Origin of the sequence: Peptoniphilus duerdenii ATCC BAA-1640 (assembly GCF_000146345.1) — a bacterium.
Taxonomy (GTDB): domain Bacteria; phylum Bacillota; class Clostridia; order Tissierellales; family Peptoniphilaceae; genus Peptoniphilus_B; species Peptoniphilus_B duerdenii.
In genome coordinates this window covers 13,186-32,416 of record NZ_GL397071.1, presented here as the reverse complement: position 1 = coordinate 32,416, position 19,231 = coordinate 13,186, and the positions used below count along the sequence as shown (strand labels likewise).

The window sequence follows — 19,231 nt, the reverse complement described above, 5'->3', positions numbered from 1 at the left end:
TGATAAGAATGTATGATTTAATTATAATTGGTGGAGGTCCTGGTGGATTAGCAGCAGGATTATACGCTGGCCGTGCTAGACTTAAAACACTAATCGTTGAAGAAAAAGTAACAGGCGGACAAATTGCGATTACTGCATCAATTGAAAACTATCCTGGTGGACTTACTGAAAATGAATCAGGAAGAACACTAACAGACAGAATGGAAGAACAAGCTAAAACTTTTGGATGCGAATTCAAAAAAGCTCACGTTAAAGATGTAGATCTTGACGGAAAAGTTAAAAAAGTGTACTTAGCTGGGGATGAAGTCCTTGAAGCAAAAGCTATAATCATAGCAACAGGTGCAGCTCCTAGAAAACTTAACGTTCCAGGAGAAAGAGAACTTACCGGTAAGGGAGTTTCTTACTGTGCAACTTGCGATGCAGACTTCTTTACAGACTTCGAAGTATTCGTAGTTGGTGCTCGTAACTCAGCAGTAGAAGAAGCTATTTATCTATGCGACTTCGCTAGAAAAGTAACTCTTCTTGTTAGACGTGAAAAGTTAAGATGTGATGAAATTGTAGCTAAGAGAGCAGAAAAGAAAGAAAATCTTGAAATCAAGTATCACACATCTATTAAAGAACTTAGATCTAACGATGGAATGCTAGACGAAATCTTATTTGTAAACAACGAAACTGGAGAAGAAACAGTTTTCCATGCAGATGAAGATGACGGACTAGTAGGTGTATTCGTATTTATCGGTGCAGACCCAGCATCACAAATGTTCGAAGGTAAAATCGACATGACAGATGATGGATATATCCTAACTGACGAATGCATGAGAACAAACAAAGAACTAGTTTATGCAATCGGAGATATTAGAAATACTCCACTTAGACAGGTAATAACAGCAGCATCCGATGGAGCGATCGCAGCTGTTACTATAGAAAAAGAACTAAAAGCACTTGATTATTAATAGGAGGTAAAAAAGTGATAGAACTAGACAAAACCAATTTTGACGATGAAGTACTAAATGCAGAAGGATATGTATTTGTAGACTTCTGGTCACAATCATGTGAACCATGTAAGGCACTTATGCCAGGAGTTCACGAACTTGCTGACAAATATGGAGATAAGATCAAATTCTGTTCTCTAGATATTGTAAAAGCAAGACGTCACGCTATTAAGCAAGGAGTTCTTGGACTTCCTACAATGCTTATGTTTAAAGATGGTCAAAAAGTAGATGAAATCAGAGAAGATACAGCAACTCTTGAAAACATCGAAGCAATGATCAAAAAATTTTATTAATTAATTAGAGGTGAGTTATGCGTCTTGAACTTGGCGAAATTAAAATTCAAGATATTCAGTTTGCAGACAAATCCGAAATCAAAAACGGAGTACTTTATGTAAGCAAAGCTGAACTTGAAGAAGTATCAGAGGTAGCTAACGATGATTATTTAAAATCAATTGAATTCTTCATCGCGCGCCCTGGTGATAGTACGAGAATAATTCCGGTAAAAGATGTTCTTGAGCCTAGAGTTAAGGTTGAAGGTGGAGAAATGTTCCCTGGAATCTTAAACAAAGTCGACACAGTAGGATCTGGAAAGACTATCGCTCTTAAGAATATGGCAGTAATTACAACCGGATCAATAGTTGGATTCCAAGAAGGAATCATAGACATGACTGGAGAAGGAGCTAAATACACTCCATTCTCAAAACTAGTAAACCTAGTTGTTAAGGTAGAACCTAAAGAAGGAATATCTAAAGCTAACCACGAACATTCAGTAAGAATGGTAGGACTTAAAATTACTGATTTCATCGGTCGTTTAGCTAAAGATCTTACTCCAGAAAACACAACTGTTTACGAAACAAAACCAATACTTGAACAAGTAGAAGAGTACAAAGATCTTAAGAAAGTTATCTACGTATGTATGCTTCAAACTCAAGGATTACTACATGACACATATGTATACGGCGTTGACGCAAAGAAAATTATCCCAACATTCCTATATCCAACAGAATTTATGGATGGAGCTGTTGTAAGTGGTAACTGTGTATCAGCATGCGACAAAAACCCAACATATGTTCACTTAAACAACGACGTTATCAAGAATCTTTACAAACAACATGGAAAGACTATAAACTTCCTTGGAGTTGTAATCACAAACGAAAACGTATATCTAATGGATAAACAAAGACATTCAGATATGACTGCTAAACTTGTAGAGTTCCTAGGAGCAGATGCAGCTATCGTATCTCAAGAAGGATTCGGTAACCCAGACACTGACCTTATCATGAACTGTACTAAGATTGAAAAGAAAGGCGTAGACACAGTAATTATTACTGACGAATACGCTGGCCGTGATGGTAAATCACAATCTCTAGCAGACGCTGATCCACTAGCTAATGCTGTAGTAACTGGTGGTAACGCAAACGAAGTAGTAAGACTTCCAAAACTAGACAACGTAATCGGAGACGAAAAAGCTGTACTTGTTATAGCAGGTGGATCTGATGAAGCTATTCTAGAAGACGGAACTCTTGAAGTAGAAATCCAAGTTATAACTGGAGCTACAAACGAAACAGGATTTAACTATCTATCAGCAAAAACTTTCTAAGGTTTCTATTTTTAGAAACTTTAGATTGTTAAATGTAACAACGATTAAAATTAATATTTAAATTAAGAAAGGAAAATCACATGACTAATTATTTAGAAAACAAAAAGATAATAATCATCGGTGACCGTGACGGTGTACCTGGTGAAGCTATCAAAGCATGTGTTGAAACTGTAGATAATACTGATGTAATTTTCTCAGCAACTGAATGCTTTGTCTGAACTGCCGCAGGCGCTATGGACCTAGAAAACCAACAAAGAGTTAAAAACTTCGCAGAAGAATACGGACCAGAAAACTTAGTTGTTATTCTAGGAGGAGCAGAAGCCGAAGCTGCAGGTCTTGCAGCAGAAACTGTAATGGCAGGGGACCCAACATTTGCAGGTCCATTAGCAGGAGTTGAACTAGGATTACTAGCATTCCACGTAGTTGAAGATGAAGTGAAAGAACTATTTGATCCAGACGTATATGATGAACAAGTAGGCATGATGGAAATGGTACTTGACGTTGATGAAATAGTTGAAGAAATGCAAGAAATCAGAAACGAAAACTGTAAATATCTATAATTAATATCTAACGAGGAGAATATAATGGATAAAATAAAAGTAGTTCATTATGTCAATCAGTTCTTTGCAGGAATAGGTGGAGAAGAAAAAGCTGATACAAAACCATTTGTAGCAGAACAACTACCACCAATTTCAGCTCAACTTCAAAAAAACCTTGGAGATGACTTCGAGATTGTAGCTACAATCGTATGTGGAGACTCTTACTTCAATGAAAACCTTGAAGAAGCTAAGGCTGAATTGATCGACATGATTGGAAAATTTAACCCTGACTATTTCATAGCAGGCCCAGCATTTAACGCTGGTAGATACGGTATGGCATCTGGAACTATCGCTAAAGAAGTTCAAGATAAACTTGGCATTAAGTCAATCACAGCAATGTATGACGAAAACCCAGGTAGAGATATGTTTGCTAAAGACGTTTACGTTATTAAAACAGCAGACTCAGCTGCCGGAATGAGAAAAGCTCTTAAAGCTATAACCGTATTTACTGAAAAATACGCTAAAGGCGAAGATGTAGGAACACCAGAAGAAGGCGGATACTTCCCACAAGGAAGACGTATCAACTACTTCTCTGACAAAACTGGATCAGCTCGTGCTGTTGAAATGCTACTAAAGAAAATAAGTGGCGAAGAATACGAAACTGAATATCCAATGCCAGCATTTGACAGAGTTGAACCTGCAAAAGCTATTAAAGATATAACCAAAGCTAGAATCGCTATCGTTACTTCAGGTGGTATCGTTCCAAAAGGAAACCCAGACCACATTGAATCATCATCAGCATCTAAATTTGGTAGATATGATTTCTCTAACATAACTGACTTAACTCCTGAAAATTCAGAAACAGCTCACGGTGGATATGACCCAGTGTATGCTAACGAAAACGCAGACAGAGTTATCCCAGTTGATGTTCTAAGAAACTTTGAAAAAGAAGGAAAGATTGGATCTCTTCACCACTACTGGTACTCAACAGTAGGTAACGGAACTGCAGTAGCAAGTGCTAAGAAGTTCTCAGAAAAGATCGCTGAATACCTAAAAGAAGACAAGGTTGACGCAGTTATACTAACAAGTACCTGAGGTACCTGTACACGTTGCGGCGCAACTATGGTAAAAGGTATTGAAGCTACAGGAATCCCTGTAGTACACATTTGTACAATTACACCTATTTCTCTAACAGTTGGAGCAAATAGAATTGTACCTGCAGTAGCTATTCCTCACCCACTTGGAGATCCTAACATGACTCACGAAGAGGAATACAAACTAAGAGAAAGACTAGTTGAAAGAGCACTTAAAGCTCTTGAAACAGAAGTAGACGATCAAACTATATTTGATAACTAGGAGGCTAAATGTATTCTGTAATTAAAGGTGCAGGATATGTATTGGTAAATACACCCCAGCTAGTAGAAACTGCTGGGGCTACATTTACCACTGAAAAAATACTTAATCCTGACTCAGATTTATTAAAAAATGTACAAGATCACTTAAGAAGCTTTGATGAAGTTGTAAATTATTTACCAAATCAAATCTATATTGGAAACGCTACCCCAGATGCACTAGCAGACAAAAAACTTCCATATACAGAAATTGAAAATAAAGGAACTAGAGAAGGTAAGTTTGGTATCATAGTTCCAGAAGAAGAGTTCATAGGACTTCTTAAGTACGCGGATGAATTTGATTTAGTATTCTTATCAGAAGATTATGTAAATGAATTTAAATCTGTATTAGAAGAAAGATATCCAGAATTTGAAAAGATGTTCCCTAAACTAAAAGGACAAGATATTTCAAAGGCTGAAGAATTAATCGCAAATGATAAAGCAGTTGCACTATACCATGATGGAAAACTTTATGGATATGTAAGAGCAGCTCATGATACAGATGTCAACCTTTCAGCACACACCATGCTTGAAAATCTTGTATCTAAAGCATCAGGAGCACTAGCTGCAATCGAAACTCTAAGAGTATCAGGCATCGATAGAAAAGAAATTAACTATGTAATCGAATGTTCAGAAGAAGCAGCAGGAGATATTAACCAAAGAGGTGGAGGAAACATAGCTAAGTCTATCGCAGAAATGTGTGGACTAGAAAACGCAAATGGTTCTGACGTAAGAGGATTCTGTGCAGCACCAGTACATGCACTAGTTACAGCAGCTTCACATGTAAGAGGCGGCACTTTTGAAAACGTACTAGTAGTAGCAGGTGGTTCAACAGCTAAACTTGGTATGAACGCAAGAGATCATATCAACAAAGGTCTACCAATTCTAGAAGACTGTGTAGGAGGATTCGGAGTTATAGTTTCTCAAAACGACGGAGTTTCTCCAATTATTAGAAACGACATCGTAGGAACTCACAAAGTATCTACTGGATCATCACCACAAGCTGTAATTTCATCACTAGTATACGATCCACTTCACGAACACGGACTTAAATTTACAGATGTAGACAAATATTCACCAGAAATGCAAAACCCAGATATCACTAAACCAGCAGGAGCAGGAAACGTTCCAGAAGCTAACTACAAGATGATAGCTGCACTTGCAGTAACAAAAGGTGAATTAGATAAAAAAGAACTTAAGAACTTCATCGAAAAACACGGACTACACGGATGGGCACCAACTCAAGGACATATTCCTTCAGCAGTACCATACGTAGGACACATGGTTCATGACTTAACAGATGGAGATCTAAATAGAGCAATGCTAATAGGTAAAGGATCACTATTCCTAGGAAGACTTACAAATCTATTCGATGGTATTTCAGTAGTAGTTGAAAGAAATACTGGAAAAGATGCAGAAGCTGAAACAGGACTAGATCAAGAAATGGTTAGAAAGCTATTGGCAGAAGCAATGAAGAAAGTAGCTTCAGATATTCTAGAAAGGGAGTAAGATGAGTAAATTACTAGCAGAATTCATTAATGACATTGCTGAAGAAATTGAAACTGGTAAATCTAAGTCATCTACTGTTAGAATAGCTGTAACTAATCTAGATTCAGAACTTGGTGCTGACAACGTAAATAAAGCTATGGAAAGCTTTAAAGACGTAGAATTCACAGTTGTAGGTACACCTTACAAGGATTATAACTGTGTAGAAGCAGCAAACGATGAAGAAGTTGCAGAAGCCCTTGAGCATCTATTTAACGAAGGTAAAATAGACGCTGCAGTTGCAATGCACTATCCATTCCCAATCGGAGTTTCTACAGTAGGTAGAACAGTAACTCCAGCTATGGGTAAAGAAGTTTACATTGCGACAACTACAGGAACAACCCATATGAAGAGAGACATTGCAATGGTTCTTAACACTATTAATGGAATCATCGCTGCAAAAGCCAATGGAATTGAACATCCAACAGTTGGTATTCTTAATATAGAAGCTGCAAGAATCGTTGAAAAGAAACTAAACGAACTAAAAAACAATGGTTTCGAAATCAACTTTGCAGAATCTAAGAGAGCTGACGGCGGCGCAGTGCTAAGAGGAAATGACCTAGTAGCAGGAACTTGTGATGTTGTAGTTATGGATTCACTTACAGGAAATGTTCTTATCAAGACATTTGCATCATTCACATCTGGCGGATTCTTCGAAACAGCTGGATTTGGATATGGACCTGGACTAGGTGAAGGATACCATACACCAGTGTTCATTGTCTCTAGAGCAAGTGGTACACCTGTAATTAGAAATGCTATTCAATATGCAGTAGAATCAGTAAGAGGAAAATTAGTAGAAGTTTCCAAGAAAGTATATGCAGATGCTAAAAAAGCTGGCCTTGAACAAATCTTAGCGTCAATGGACAAAAAAGAAGAAAAGGCAGAAGCAGCAGTAGCAGCTCCACCAAAAGAAGTCGTAACAGCTCAAATACCTGGAATAGATATTCTTGAAATGGACACTGCAGTACAAGCCCTTTGGAAAGAAGGCATCTACGCTGAATCAGCAATGGGATGTACAGGACCTATAGTTCTAATTTCTGAAGCAAACAAAGATAAAGCAGCAGAAATTTTAACTAATGCAGGTTTAATATCTTAACAATATAGAAAATTTATAGTATAATAAGATAGTCCCGCTTGGCCGGGACTTTTTATGGGGGAGAATGAGTGTCTGGTGTGCTCCGCGGTCTTCAAAACCGTTGTAAGAAAGTTTTTCTTTGGTAGGTTCGATTCCTACTCTTCCTCGCCATGGGAGAAGTTAGTCGCTTCTCCTTTATTTTTTAGCTAAAATTTATTATAATAAAATAAGATAGTAAATGATAAAGATGGGTAGCAATATGTTGGGAATAGATATAATAGAAATTTCGCGAGTTATAAAACTCTACGAAAAACATAAAGAAAAGTTTTTAAATCGTATATTTAACGACGATGAAATAGCATACATAAAAAGTAGACCAAACTTATATGAAAGCATCTCTGCATACTTTGCTGCCAAAGAAGCCATATCAAAAGCCAATGGAACAGGCATAGATGGAATTTCTTTTAAAGACATAAAACTAGAATTTGAACCATATATAGCAAAGATAGGGGAAAAAAGATTTACATATTCAGTCTCCCACGAAAGAAAATTTGCAGTAGCTATGGCAAAGGAAGTAAAATGTGGTATAAAAATAGAAGTACCTCATGAATTTAAAGGTGCATTAAAAAGAAAGGTCGACAGTCACAAAGGAGACTATGGTAGGGTAGGATTCATATGTGGCTCGAATAATATGCCTGGAGCTCTTATGCTATCCCTTATGGCGAGCCTTAGAACAGGATCTGGGCTAGTTTACTTCAACACAGATAGAGAAATTAAAAACTTGGTACTATCCAGATGTTTTGAAGCGATATATAGAGAAGATCTTGAATTTTTAAAAGAAATGGATGCCATATGTATTGGACCAGGTCTTGGAAATAAAGAAGAATTATTTTTAGAAGTCATAAGAGAAGAAGCACCAATGGTAGTAGATGCAGACGGACTAAATATTCTAAGTAGAAATTTAGAAAAAGTAAATTTAGAAAACAAAGTCCTCACCCCACATCTTGGAGAATTTTCAAGACTAACTAAACTATCCATAGAAGAAATAGAGAAAGATAAACTAGAAATAGCAAAAGATTTTGCAAAAAAATATAGAACTACTCTATTACTAAAGGGAAATAAGACAATAGTAACAGATGGAAATAGAGTATATATAAATAATACAGGCGGTCCAGAGCTAGCCACAGCGGGTTCGGGAGATGTGCTCTCAGGAATAATTACATCTCTTCTAGGTAGGAAGATAGAACCTTTTAAAGCGGCATCAATGGGCGCATACATCCATGGACTATCCGGCAGTATAGCCAAGGAAAAACTAGGAGAGAACTCAGTAATTGCACGAGATATAGTAGAAAATATACCATTTGCAATTAAAAATTTATAAGGTATTAAAGGTGCAAATATGATAGTAAAACGAGGAGACATATTCTACGCAGATCTAAGTCCTGTCATCGGATCAGAACAGGGAGGAGTTAGACCGGTAGTAGTACTTCAAAATAATATAGGAAATAAATATTCGCCAACGATAATTGTAGCGGCGATAACATCTAGACTTAACAAGGCACGGCTCCCGACCCATCTAAACGTCATGGCAGAAGGACTGGCACTTCCTAAAAATTCTGTGGTACTGCTAGAACAGATTAGAACCATAGATAAAAAAAGACTCAGAGAAAAAATCGGATCATTTCCAGATGACATAATGGAAAACATAGATAAGGCACTAAGAGTCAGTTTAGATTTATAGTACATATGCAGGCAGTAGCCTGCTTTTTTATTTAGGTATATAAATTCTTCTGGACACAAGTAAATTAATTTGAAAAATTTATAATACAAAGGGTTAAAAATTATTTACATTTTTAAAATCTTATAGAAATAATCAAACGCCTCTGCTAAACTTAAACATGGAGGTAGTGATGAAAGCTATAAAGACATCTTTTTTAATAATATTAGGAGTAATACTTCTTTTATATATAGGGGGAGTATTTTTATTTTCAAAATATTTCCTACCAAGCACCACAATAAACGGTCATGATTTCAGTTTGATGAGGATTGATGAGCTGGAGAAAAATTATAATGAAATCAGCGACAGTTACAAGATAGAGATTGTCGGCAGGGAAGATAAGGAGAAAATTCTGGGAAAAGATATAGATTATTCCGATAAATTAGAGAGCGATGATATATTTCAAAATCCTTTCTACTGGTTTATTTCTATGCTTGTTCCAAAAAATATTGAGGCGAAACACACCGTTTACTTTAATGAGCATCTCCTAAATGAAAAAATCCATGAGCTTAAACAAGTTAAAAATATGAAACCTCCAGTGGATGCAAGTATCGACTACGTTGGAGACAAGTTTATGATTGTAAAAGAAGACATGGGTACTACTTTTTCCATCGATGAGTTTGAAAAACTCTTAAATAAAAAAATTCTTGCAGGAGAAACAGAATTTAATATTGAGGAAAATAAACTATACATGGATCCAGAAATCTACGAAAATAACGAGGATCTTATAAAAGCTCGTGACAACTACAATAAGGTTGCTGGAAACGAAATAGTAGTAGAAATCGGAAGTAAAGAAGAAAAATTATCCGGCACAGAACTTGCTAATATGTATGACTTTAACGGTCAAGAGATAGTACCGGACCAAGATAAGGCACTTGAATTTGCAAGGATGCTCTCAAGAAAATACGACACTTATAAAACTGACAGAACATTCTACGCAACGGGTCTAGGACTCACAGTGGTAAAGGGAGGAATCTACGGTTGGTTAACGGATGTGGACAAGACAAAGGATCTAATCGTTGAGTCACTTTCTTCTATGGAACCTAAACATATAGAACCTGTATATAAACTCACAGCCATGTCTCGTGACGGTTCAGATCTTGGTAGAAGTTATATAGAAATAGATTTAGGTCGTCAACATATGTGGTACTACGAAGAAGGCAAGCTTGCAATAGAAACTGATGTTGTAACAGGAAATCCAAGTAAAGATAATGGAACTCCAACAGGTACAGGAAGAGTATGGTCTAGAGAAAAAGATAGATACTTGACTGGAGAAACATATCAGTCCCATGTGGATTATTGGATGCCATTTAACTGGTCTGGCTGCGGTGTCCACGACTCTAAATGGAGAACAGAATATGGTGGCAAGATATACCTCACGAGAGGTTCTCACGGATGTGTCAATACTCCACCGGAAATAATGAAAGATCTATTTGCAAAAGTAAAAGTTGGGACTCCTGTAATTGTATATGATTCCAGTGATCCAAATTTTACAACAATTAAATAAATAATATAAGTCGCAGAGATGCGGCTTTTTTATTGTTATAAAACCAAAATAAAAAACTCTGCATATTGCAGAGTTCTTAAAAAGTGAAATTTTTATTTAGTTATTATAGACAGAGTTTAACTTCTCCTACGACTTCGTCTCTATGATTTTTAATATCTTTGCTATATAGTTTATCGAAGTAGTCATAGTCTTCTTTTTGTATAACTTCTAGTTTTTTCAAAAGTTCTATTAAAACTAGATTTCTCTTTTCGCTGATTCCATCATAGGTTTTTATTGCTATGCCGAGTTTTCTATCTGGCAAGAATCCTCCGAAATATCCGTTTGCTCCTGATTTTACTATGATTTTTCCTGGATATTTTGAAATTAATTTATGGTCTATTCTGTCTGAACCTGATGTGTACTTAGAGTTGTTTGTGATGGCGTGGATGATATCTTTTGCTGCTTCTTCGTATCCTTCTAGGTTTTCGTAGTCAGATAATCTTGCCATTCCATGGGCAAATTCTCTCATGGTCATTGCATGTACTGGCACTCCGCATCCATCTACTGAGATGTGTTCTCTTGGTATTTTACACATACATATTTTTTCTATATTTTCTGTTATTTTTTGTTGTACTGGATGGTCTATTTTATAGTAGTCACCTAGACTCCAACCTTTGATTAAACAGGAAAGTAGCATACCTGTGTGCTTACCACTGCAGTTGTTGTGGATGTCTCTTGGCTTTATGCCTTCTTTTTTCATTCTTTCTGCTACATCTTCTTTGAAAGGATAGTGAGGACCACATTTTAAATAACTTTCATCTAGTCCCGCTTTTTCTAGGATGCCTCTTACAGTTTCTATATGGAAGTCTTCTCCTGAGTGAGAGGCACAGATTATTGCAATTTCTTTTTCTGTTAGATTAAATTTTTCTTTTGCTCCTAAACTAAGCGGTGTGATTGCTTGCATTAGTTTTGCAGATGATCTTGGATAGGCGATTTCTTCGCTGTTTCCTTTTTCGTATATGATATTGTTTTTTTCGTCTACAACTACTACAGTCCCGAAGGTGTACATATCTTCAAGACTGCCACGGGTTGTAATAGCTAATTTTTCCATTTTATACCTCTTGTAAGTCCATTTCTTTCATTTCTTCTTCTGTGTATCTTGCGATTCCGATGCCTGTTAAGCCGCATAATAGATTAAATACTGGGCATAGGAAGCAGAAGAATACGTATGGGAAGAATGTTCCAAAGTCTATTCCCAATGTGTCTACTATGAATAGGGCTGTTACTCCGTAAGGGATAAGTGTTACTCCTAGAGTTCCGCAGTCCTCTGTTATTCTTGATGCATTTTCTGGTTTTAATCCATTTTTCTTGTATAGATCTAACATGGTTGATTGAACCATTATTGCTGCAAACATATGAGAGCCTGTTAGAGCTATTGATAGATATGTTATGAATATTCCAGATGCTATAAGTGCAAATGTTGATTTTATTTTGTGTGATAGTGGATCGATTATTACTTTTAGTATGTCCATTTCTCTAAGCATACCGCCTAGTCCTGTGGTAAAGATAAGAGCTTGGATAGTTCTAGTCATTGAGTCCATACCTCCACGATTTAATAGTTTGTTGAAGAAGTCGTCATTAAATTCGTATTTAAATCCTGTAAGTCCACTGCCGATTACCATTTTTACATCAAAACCTTGGTAGAATATTGCGATTGCCATACCTAGTAGTGCTCCTATTAGAATTGATTGTGATGCAGGTCTTTGTTTGATTAGTAGTATGATTACTACGATTAATGGCACCAATGTTAGTAGATTTATTTTGAAAAATGTACTTAACTTTGATGTTATTTCTAGGATTACAGAATCATTAAATGATTGCACATTTCCTTTTCCTAGAATAAAGAATAACACTCCTGATACTATAAATGCTGGTACGGTTGTGTATAGCATATGTTTTACGTGAGTCATTAGAGGCACACCCATTACTCCTGATTGGAAGTTGGTGGTGTCTGATAATGGTGAAAGTTTGTCGCCAAACCATGATCCGGAAATCAATGCTCCTGCTATCATTCCTGGATGGATTCCTAAACTTATTCCTATTCCAAGTAGAGCTACCCCTACTGTTCCTATGGTTCCCCACGAAGTTCCTGTGAACATAGATACTATTGCGCAGATAACTAGAGTTGTAACTAGGTAGTAGTCTGGATTAATTATTTGTAGTCCATAATATATTATGGTTGGAACGGTTCCAGATGCTATCCATGATGAGATAAGCATACCTACCGCCAACATTATAACTACTGATTGTAGGGAGTGTCCTACTTGAGTGATTGCTATTTTTTCTAGCTCACTATATGTATATCCTAGTCTTATTGCAAATAAATTCACTACAAGCCACGAGATAAACATGATTACTGCTAGTGGTGCTTTGATTACGCTAAGCCCACACACGAGTATTGCTGCAAGAACGAGCAGTAATAGTACTGCATAACCAAACTCTGGTTTTTTCTTTGTCTTTACATTATTCATTTGATTCCTCCTTTTAATTTTATTTATATAGTAGTACCTCAATTATCATATGTCAATTAAAAATTTTACAGTAGTACTGTATTAATTTATTTAAAAAATTGTGCTATAATTACTTTTAAAAAAGGAGGAATTATGGGACTTAATATAAATATTGGACGATTTAAAAAAGGTAAAAAAAATAGTATTACCGATGTAGTTGGAGTGGAAGTTGGCCATGTGACTTTGACGGGAGAGGGTCAAAATACTGGTGTCACTGCAATCATTCCTAAAAAAAATATTTTTAAAGAAAAACTTGTTGCTGGTGTCCATGTCATAAATGGTTTTGCAAAACCTGCCGGACTTGTCCAAATAGAAGAACTAGGAACTCTAGAGGCTCCGATCATATTAACCAACACTCTTTCTGTAGGAACTGCTCTTACTGCTTCTGTGAAGTACATGCTTAGCAATAATCCTGAGATTGGAAGGACCACTGGTACTGTTAACTGTCCAGTGCTTGAGTGTAACGATATGAGGCTAAATGATATTCGCGCTCTTCATGTGAAGGAAGAGGATGTACTAAAAGCAATCGATTCTGCCGGTAGTGTTGTGGAAGAAGGTGCTGTCGGAGCTGGACGTGGCATGAGATGTCATGAGCTCAAAGGTGGAATAGGCACTGCATCTAGGATTGTAAATTTGGGGGAAGATTATACTGTCGGTGTCCTTGTACTTACAAACCATGCAAAGTATGACGAGCTCACCATCGAGGGAGTAAACATCAAAGACTATAGAGACAATTTAAATAATGAAAGAACTAATTGTTCCAATGAAAAGGAACAGGGCTCCATCATAGTTATCATTGCTACGGATATCCCTCTTTCTTCAAGACAACTTAAACGTGTGGCTAAGAGGGCAATGTCTGGAATCTCAAGAACTGGCGCCAACTCAGGAAATGGAAGTGGAGAGGTGGCTGTCGCTTTTTCAACACATAACAAGATTCTTCATGAAGGCGGAAATTTCACAGAAGTTAAATGTCTTCTCGATGACAAGATAGATCCTGTATTTAACGCAACCATTGATGCGGTTCATGAGGCAATTTTAAGTTCTATGCTTCATGCAGAAAGCATGGTGGGTTATAGCGGTTTTAAAGCTGAAAGTCTAAAAGACATTCTAAAAGAAATCTCTCTATTTGAAAATTATCTTCCATAAACATTCAGCATTTAATGTTTTTCTTAACTCAAAAACTTAACCCCGTTATCACATAACAAGGATACAATGGGTATAATAAAAATTGGAGGTAAGAAAATGGACGAATTTAACAACAATTTAGAAAATAAACCTTTAAATGAATATGAAATTAGAAGAGAAAATAAAAGGAGAAACAGAAAAAAATCCGGCAAGTCTGTGGTTTTCTTAGCAATCTGTTTCTCACTTATAGGTTCAATCCTAGGATCTGCTATCACATATAATTTTTTAATCAGAAGCAATATGAATTCTTCTGTGACAGAAACTGAAGGGGGCAGCACTACACCTGTTAAGATAAACGCCAGCGATTCAGAAAATGTGGGTAGCGCAGTCTTTAAAAAGGTAGTGCCATCTGTAGTTGGTATCACTACCAAGGGATATCAAAGAACAATCTTTGGTACACAAGCAATAACAGGTACTGGATCAGGAGTTATAATTTCCAAGGACGGATATATTTTGACCAACTCTCACGTAATTAGAATAGGCGAAAATATTGCCAAGGATGTGGAAGTTTTTCTAAATGACGGTCAAAAAGTGAAGGGCAAAGTCGTTTGGTCTGACAAGGCTGTAGATATCGCCATCGTAAAGATTGAAGGGGCGAACAACTTAGTGCCAGCTGAACTCGGAGATTCCGATGCACTTGAAGTTGGTCAAACTGCTATCGCTATCGGAAACCCAATTGACCTTGCATTCCAAAGATCTCTAAGCAAGGGAGTTATCTCTGGACTTAACAGATTTATCGGTCAAGTAGACGGCGGTGGATACATGGTTGGACTTATCCAAACAGACGCATCTATAAACGGAGGTAACTCTGGTGGACCGCTAGTAGACCAAAATGGTAAGATCATAGGAATAAACACCGTGAAACTCCAAAGTGCTGAAGGTATGGGATTTGCAATTCCAATAAATTCAATAAAACCAATCATAGAATCTGTTTTAAAGACTGGAGAATATCAACCAGTTGCCCTTGGAGCTACTATCATGCCTGTTCAATCAGTTCAAAGAATGGTAAATAAATCTCTTGGAACAAATTACGGACAATTCATTGCCAAAGTTGAAAGTGGAAGCCCTGCAGAAAAAGCTGGAATCAAAAAAGGCGATATTCTTATGGAAATCGACGGCACAAAAGTTGTAACCAACGAAGTATTAAGAGCATTACTCTACAAGTACAATCCAGGAGATGTTGCAAAGGCAACCATCTTGAGAAACGGAAAAGAAGTAAAAATTGAAATCACATTTACAGATTACAAGGTTCCAAAACAAAAAATTGAAGAAGGACTCCCAGGACAAAATGGAGTAGATCCAGGACAAGGAGACGGAAACCAAAATGATCAAGGTCAAGATGGTGGATTTAACGGCGGACAAGGAAATTCAGGTCAAGGTGACCAAGGCGGATATGGATACGGCGACATGGATGATTTCCTAGATTTCTTCAATGGATTATTTAATAATTAATAGACGTAAAAAACCTAATAAGAATAAAAGAACTCTGCTTCGGCAGAGTTTTTTTTCTTTTTTGTGTTTTTTTGGGTGGAGGATTGTCATCAGTGCTTGACTCCACCAGGGTTATACCCGTTCGACTACGACGGTTCCGCGTTGCTTCACCGTCTCCACTCAGGGTGACTGTCTTCCTTGAGATTTTTATTAAAACGGTGTCAGTAAATAGTTGTCTTTCTTTTTAAAATTTACAGAGAGAGTCCTATCAACTACTGTTACCCTGCGAGATTATTGTCATCCTGAGCGAACGAAGTGAGTCGAAGGATCTGACCTATATTTAACCCAGTCTTGGCAATGGATTTTATTTTTTAGAGATCCTTCGACTTCGATTACTTCGTAATCTCCGCTCAGGATGACCAGTTGGGAAAGTTTTTGCTCTATAATTATAAATTATTTGCATAGTTTAAAGACTTCACGCCTTCGGCTGTGGAAGCAAAATGCTTCCGCTACAAAAGTAAATAATTCATCAAGGTAAATATACTCTTAAACAAATACCCATCCAGACGAATAATCAAAATTCAGCCGTTAGGCGCACAACAACCTAAATTATTATACACACCCCGTAGCGGAACCTTCTAGGTTCCACAGCCGAAGGCTACAAAGTCCTCCCAACTACTGTCACCCTGAGCGAGGAAATTTATTTCCGAGTCGAACGGGCAGTGCTGTATTTAACCAGGTCTTTGCAACTGAAATCATCCGTACTTGACCCCACCAGGGGAGAGATCCTTCGACTACAAAGGCTACCGCCTTTTCCTCTCAGGATGACTGGTGGTGGGAGCAGACCCACTGAAGATGACTGCCTTCCTTTAGTTTTTCATAGAGATTCTTCGACTCCAGCTCCTTCGCCTTTTCCGCTCAGGGTGACTGGCTTCCTTAAAATTGCTTCCGCTACAAAATAAATATTCACCCATGTTTGAACAAATTATGCGACCATTATCTTCGTAATCATTTATTAAACTTTATATTCATTATATAAAACGGCTTTAAATAGCCATTTTCTATTGACAACTTAAAAGAAAAGTTATAATATTATTATGAAAGAAAAATTAAGTATCTTTTAAGGTTACCTTCGGGTAGTTTTTATCTGATGACAGTTCTTACGATAAAGAGCCTGGTTTATGTCTGATGTGACAGATTTATAGGCTAAAAAGTGGTTCTGGTTCAGAGTTTTTACAAGAAAAAATTAAGAAACAAAAAAGCATCTCACCTAAAAGACGTTTGGCCGTCTTTTTTTTGTTGCAAAATTTTATTGCGATAGATTTAAGATAGGTAAATTAAGAATAGGAGTGAAATAATGCTAAATAAAAAACTTAATTTTTTAGATTTATCCTTTAGATCATTTCTAAGGATTGTTTTAGGCAGCGGGATTCTCGCTTTTGCCGTGTTAAATGTGCATGACCAAAGTTTTGTCACTGAGGGTGGTATCCTTGGTCTTATGCTATTTTTTAAGAAGATGTTCGGGATTGACCCTTCGATTTCTTCTGTTGTGCTTGATATTTTGTGTTACATTTTGGGTTACAAAATCCTCGGTGGCGAATTTATCAAGAAGTCCATGGTGGCGACCATTTTATTTTCCGTTTTTTTAAGTATTTTTAAATTTACTGGAACTATTTTACCGCCTCTTTATGACAGCCCTCTTGTGGCTGCTGTACTTGGTGGGGTTTTAATCGGACTTGGTTGCGGTCTTGTGGTTACTGAAGGTGGTGCTACTGGCGGTGATGACGCTTTAGCTCTTGCCATTTCTGACAAGTTTAACCTAAGTCTTGCCATGGTATACATCATTTGTGATATAGTTGTGCTTGTCATGTCTATTAGCTATATTCCTGTTACTCAACTTGTGTTCTCTCTTATCACGACTACGATTAGTTCTGTGATTGTGGGACAGATTGAGCTTAAGGGAAGAGTGGCTATGGCTGCAAGTGCGTAACAATGATATTAAATTCTAAAATAAAAAAGTATTGGATAAGTTTTACTTATGTCCAATACTTTTTTTATTATTTTTCAAATATTCTTTTTAATTCGTCTTCGTTGTATCCGCCGTAGACTTCTCCGTCGTAAAACATTTGTGGAACGCTGTTAAATCCCATGGATATGAGTTCGTCTTTATTTTTTGGTTCTTCGGTGGATCTAAATTCATATTCAATTTTATTTTTATCCAAGTAGGCTTTTAGTTTTATGCAGGCTGGACAGCTGTCTCTGCCATAGATTATTGGTGTTTTGGATTTTTTTAGTTTCGTAACTAGATCTTCGTCTTCACTTTCTTTTTCTGTGATTATTTCCACTTTTTTATCTTCTGGATTATATTTTATTTCAAATCCTACTAGCACTGCCAGATCTCTTAATCTAAAGTAGTTGTATCCGTCAACATTTACAACTTCTATGTGGGAGAGAGTCTTATTTACTTCAATGGGAATTTCCACTGGATTTAGGTTTTCTCCAAGTTTTTCTGGATTTATTTTGTCACCAGTGTATTCTGTCTTTGTGTTAATTACCACGGACTTCCTATCTTTGTCGTAGCCTACTTCAAATTTAGATGGGGTTTCTTTTAGTACATATGCAATGTCTCTCAAACGAAAGTAGTTGAAGCCTTGGTGCTTTACTCCAGAGATTTCTACTTTGTTGTCGTTTATATAGATTCCTTGGTCTGAAGGGGTAATAGCCTTTGTAAAACCTGGAATCATAGCGATAATAAGTGAGCAAGTAATTATTTTTAAATTTTTCATAACTCCTCCTTTTTTATTATTGTACCACGAATGAGATTTCTTTGCTTTATTTTGTTAAAATATTTGACCATGAAAACTTAATCTTTTAATGATATACTTAGATTAGGAGGTTACGATGTTAAAAGATTTACTTAATATAGATGGGGGAGTAATCTCTGTGGTTGGCTCCGGTGGCAAGAAAACTTTTATTGAAAATTTCTCCAAGGAGTTAAAAGATGATTTAAAAATCGGAGAGAGTATCCTTATCACCACAACTATGGGGATGGCTATCCCAAGAGGGCTTCGCTGGGACGAGATCTTCATCCCGAACAAGATTTTTCTAAAGACTGCTCACACGAGAAAAATAGTCTACTACGGAAACGGAATCGATGGTAGAAAGATGGGTCCTATCGAAAGTTTGGATGGGCTTAGTAATTTTAAATATGTGATTATAAATGCTGATAATTCCGACAGCAAGCCGCTTAAAGCCAATGATGATTTCGAACCGAAGGTGCTTAAAGAAACGGATATGACCGTAGGTGTAATCCCTTGGGGTTATCTAGGGCGATTTGTAAATGGCGAAATAGTTCAAAATGAAAATCTTTTTAAAATGAGATTTGAAAAAGATGCCATAACAAAGAAGACTTACAAGGATATAATCACAAGTCCAGACGGACTTTTTAAAGGAGCGAAGGGTCGCAAGGTTCTACTTATCACCAATGTTTATAAAGAAAATGATGACTTCTTTGATTTTGCAAACTATATAAAAAAACATGTGGACATGGAAATTATCTATGGTAGTCAAAAAGAAGGAAAATACAATAAAATATAAGTTATTTACGAGCAATCCGATTGTTAAATGCGATTTATGTAGA

Annotated in this window: 17 protein-coding genes and 1 tRNA gene; 15 read left to right on the top strand and 3 right to left on the bottom strand. The window is 36.7% G+C overall.

Annotated features, from left to right (window positions below; genetic code table 11):
* Positions 1-8: 8 nt before the first annotated feature.
* From HMPREF9225_RS00175 to HMPREF9225_RS00120, 11 genes are all read left to right on the top strand, one after another.
* On the top strand, positions 9-953 hold the full coding sequence (locus HMPREF9225_RS00175) for an NAD(P)/FAD-dependent oxidoreductase (RefSeq protein ID WP_008900874.1): 945 nt from the start codon (positions 9-11) through the stop codon (positions 951-953).
* A 14-nt stretch (positions 954-967) separates the two neighbouring features.
* A complete protein-coding gene (gene trxA / locus HMPREF9225_RS00170) occupies positions 968-1,285 on the top strand; it encodes a thioredoxin TrxA (protein ID WP_008900873.1) in 318 nt (105 codons plus the stop codon).
* A 17-nt stretch (positions 1,286-1,302) separates the two neighbouring features.
* Entirely contained in the window at positions 1,303-2,592 is a 1,290-nt protein-coding gene (locus HMPREF9225_RS00165) for a glycine/sarcosine/betaine reductase component B subunit (protein WP_008900872.1), read from the top strand.
* Positions 2,593-2,672: 80 nt separating this feature from the next.
* Entirely contained in the window at positions 2,673-3,152 is a 480-nt protein-coding gene (grdA, locus tag HMPREF9225_RS00155; protein ID WP_083772983.1) for a glycine/sarcosine/betaine reductase complex selenoprotein A, read from the top strand.
* A 24-nt stretch (positions 3,153-3,176) separates the two neighbouring features.
* Positions 3,177-4,487: a glycine reductase complex selenoprotein B gene (grdB, locus tag HMPREF9225_RS00150; RefSeq protein WP_083772982.1), complete on the top strand. Its 1,311-nt coding sequence runs from the start codon at positions 3,177-3,179 to the stop codon at positions 4,485-4,487.
* An 8-nt stretch (positions 4,488-4,495) separates the two neighbouring features.
* Positions 4,496-6,031, top strand: a complete 1,536-nt coding sequence (grdC, locus tag HMPREF9225_RS00140) for a glycine/sarcosine/betaine reductase complex component C subunit beta (RefSeq protein WP_008900867.1) — start codon at positions 4,496-4,498, stop codon at positions 6,029-6,031.
* 1 nt (position 6,032) lies between these two features.
* Positions 6,033-7,163 (top strand): glycine/sarcosine/betaine reductase complex component C subunit alpha, encoded by a 1,131-nt coding sequence (gene grdD, locus HMPREF9225_RS00135; protein ID WP_008900866.1) that lies wholly within the window; start codon positions 6,033-6,035, stop codon positions 7,161-7,163.
* A 56-nt stretch (positions 7,164-7,219) separates the two neighbouring features.
* Positions 7,220-7,313 (top strand) — tRNA-Sec (locus tag HMPREF9225_RS10285).
* Positions 7,314-7,380: 67 nt separating this feature from the next.
* Complete coding sequence (locus tag HMPREF9225_RS00130; protein ID WP_008900865.1) at positions 7,381-8,523, top strand: NAD(P)H-hydrate dehydratase; 1,143 nt, start codon at positions 7,381-7,383, stop codon at positions 8,521-8,523.
* An 18-nt stretch (positions 8,524-8,541) separates the two neighbouring features.
* On the top strand, positions 8,542-8,883 hold the full coding sequence (locus tag HMPREF9225_RS00125) for a type II toxin-antitoxin system PemK/MazF family toxin (RefSeq protein ID WP_008900864.1): 342 nt from the start codon (positions 8,542-8,544) through the stop codon (positions 8,881-8,883).
* A gap of 169 nt (positions 8,884-9,052) precedes the next feature.
* On the top strand, positions 9,053-10,426 hold the full coding sequence (locus HMPREF9225_RS00120) for a L,D-transpeptidase family protein (RefSeq protein WP_050748274.1): 1,374 nt from the start codon (positions 9,053-9,055) through the stop codon (positions 10,424-10,426).
* Positions 10,427-10,529: 103 nt separating this feature from the next.
* Here the strand turns inward: HMPREF9225_RS00120 and HMPREF9225_RS00115 are convergent, their stop codons facing one another.
* Both HMPREF9225_RS00115 and nhaC read right to left on the bottom strand, forming a co-directional pair.
* Positions 10,530-11,516, bottom strand: coding sequence for an asparaginase (locus tag HMPREF9225_RS00115; protein ID WP_008900862.1), 987 nt, complete (start codon positions 11,514-11,516; stop codon positions 10,530-10,532).
* Position 11,517: 1 nt separating this feature from the next.
* The gene (nhaC, locus tag HMPREF9225_RS00110; RefSeq protein ID WP_008900861.1) at positions 11,518-12,936 is read right to left on the bottom strand and encodes a Na+/H+ antiporter NhaC; all 1,419 of its coding nucleotides are present in this window, start codon (positions 12,934-12,936) and stop codon (positions 11,518-11,520) included.
* Positions 12,937-13,068: 132 nt separating this feature from the next.
* On the opposite strand from nhaC, the gene HMPREF9225_RS00105 reads away from it, so the two are divergent.
* The 3 genes from HMPREF9225_RS00105 to HMPREF9225_RS00095 all read left to right on the top strand — a co-directional run bounded on the left by HMPREF9225_RS00105 (position 13,069) and on the right by HMPREF9225_RS00095 (position 17,581).
* The gene (locus HMPREF9225_RS00105; RefSeq protein ID WP_008900860.1) at positions 13,069-14,121 is read left to right on the top strand and encodes a DmpA family aminopeptidase; all 1,053 of its coding nucleotides are present in this window, start codon (positions 13,069-13,071) and stop codon (positions 14,119-14,121) included.
* Positions 14,122-14,217: 96 nt separating this feature from the next.
* Positions 14,218-15,612 (top strand): S1C family serine protease, encoded by a 1,395-nt coding sequence (locus HMPREF9225_RS00100; RefSeq protein ID WP_083772981.1) that lies wholly within the window; start codon positions 14,218-14,220, stop codon positions 15,610-15,612.
* Between the two features lie 1,336 nt (positions 15,613-16,948).
* Complete coding sequence (locus HMPREF9225_RS00095) at positions 16,949-17,581, top strand: YitT family protein (protein WP_008900858.1); 633 nt, start codon at positions 16,949-16,951, stop codon at positions 17,579-17,581.
* A gap of 67 nt (positions 17,582-17,648) precedes the next feature.
* Here HMPREF9225_RS00095 and HMPREF9225_RS00090 read toward each other — a convergent pair whose 3' ends face one another.
* The gene (locus tag HMPREF9225_RS00090) at positions 17,649-18,377 is read right to left on the bottom strand and encodes a glutaredoxin family protein (RefSeq protein ID WP_008900857.1); all 729 of its coding nucleotides are present in this window, start codon (positions 18,375-18,377) and stop codon (positions 17,649-17,651) included.
* Positions 18,378-18,492: 115 nt separating this feature from the next.
* Here HMPREF9225_RS00090 and yqeC point away from each other — a divergent pair, with 115 nt between their 5' ends.
* Positions 18,493-19,188 (top strand): selenium cofactor biosynthesis protein YqeC, encoded by a 696-nt coding sequence (gene yqeC, locus HMPREF9225_RS00085; protein WP_008900856.1) that lies wholly within the window; start codon positions 18,493-18,495, stop codon positions 19,186-19,188.
* The last annotated feature ends 43 nt before the right edge of the window (positions 19,189-19,231 follow it).

Coding starts and splice junctions, on each gene's coding strand:
- HMPREF9225_RS00105 (WP_008900860.1), top strand. CDS start 13,069: ATGGGACTTAATATAAATATTGGACGATTTAAAAAAGGTAAAAAAAAT.
- HMPREF9225_RS00120 (WP_050748274.1), top strand. CDS start 9,053: ATGAAAGCTATAAAGACATCTTTTTTAATAATATTAGGAGTAATACTT.
- grdD (WP_008900866.1), top strand. CDS start 6,033: ATGAGTAAATTACTAGCAGAATTCATTAATGACATTGCTGAAGAAATT.
- grdC (WP_008900867.1), top strand. CDS start 4,496: ATGTATTCTGTAATTAAAGGTGCAGGATATGTATTGGTAAATACACCC.
- HMPREF9225_RS00165 (WP_008900872.1), top strand. CDS start 1,303: ATGCGTCTTGAACTTGGCGAAATTAAAATTCAAGATATTCAGTTTGCA.
- HMPREF9225_RS00100 (WP_083772981.1), top strand. CDS start 14,218: ATGGACGAATTTAACAACAATTTAGAAAATAAACCTTTAAATGAATAT.
- HMPREF9225_RS00115 (WP_008900862.1), bottom strand. CDS start 11,516: ATGGAAAAATTAGCTATTACAACCCGTGGCAGTCTTGAAGATATGTAC.
- HMPREF9225_RS00095 (WP_008900858.1), top strand. CDS start 16,949: ATGCTAAATAAAAAACTTAATTTTTTAGATTTATCCTTTAGATCATTT.
- HMPREF9225_RS00125 (WP_008900864.1), top strand. CDS start 8,542: ATGATAGTAAAACGAGGAGACATATTCTACGCAGATCTAAGTCCTGTC.
- nhaC (WP_008900861.1), bottom strand. CDS start 12,936: ATGAATAATGTAAAGACAAAGAAAAAACCAGAGTTTGGTTATGCAGTA.
- HMPREF9225_RS00130 (WP_008900865.1), top strand. CDS start 7,381: ATGATAAAGATGGGTAGCAATATGTTGGGAATAGATATAATAGAAATT.
- HMPREF9225_RS00090 (WP_008900857.1), bottom strand. CDS start 18,377: ATGAAAAATTTAAAAATAATTACTTGCTCACTTATTATCGCTATGATT.
- HMPREF9225_RS00175 (WP_008900874.1), top strand. CDS start 9: ATGTATGATTTAATTATAATTGGTGGAGGTCCTGGTGGATTAGCAGCA.
- yqeC (WP_008900856.1), top strand. CDS start 18,493: ATGTTAAAAGATTTACTTAATATAGATGGGGGAGTAATCTCTGTGGTT.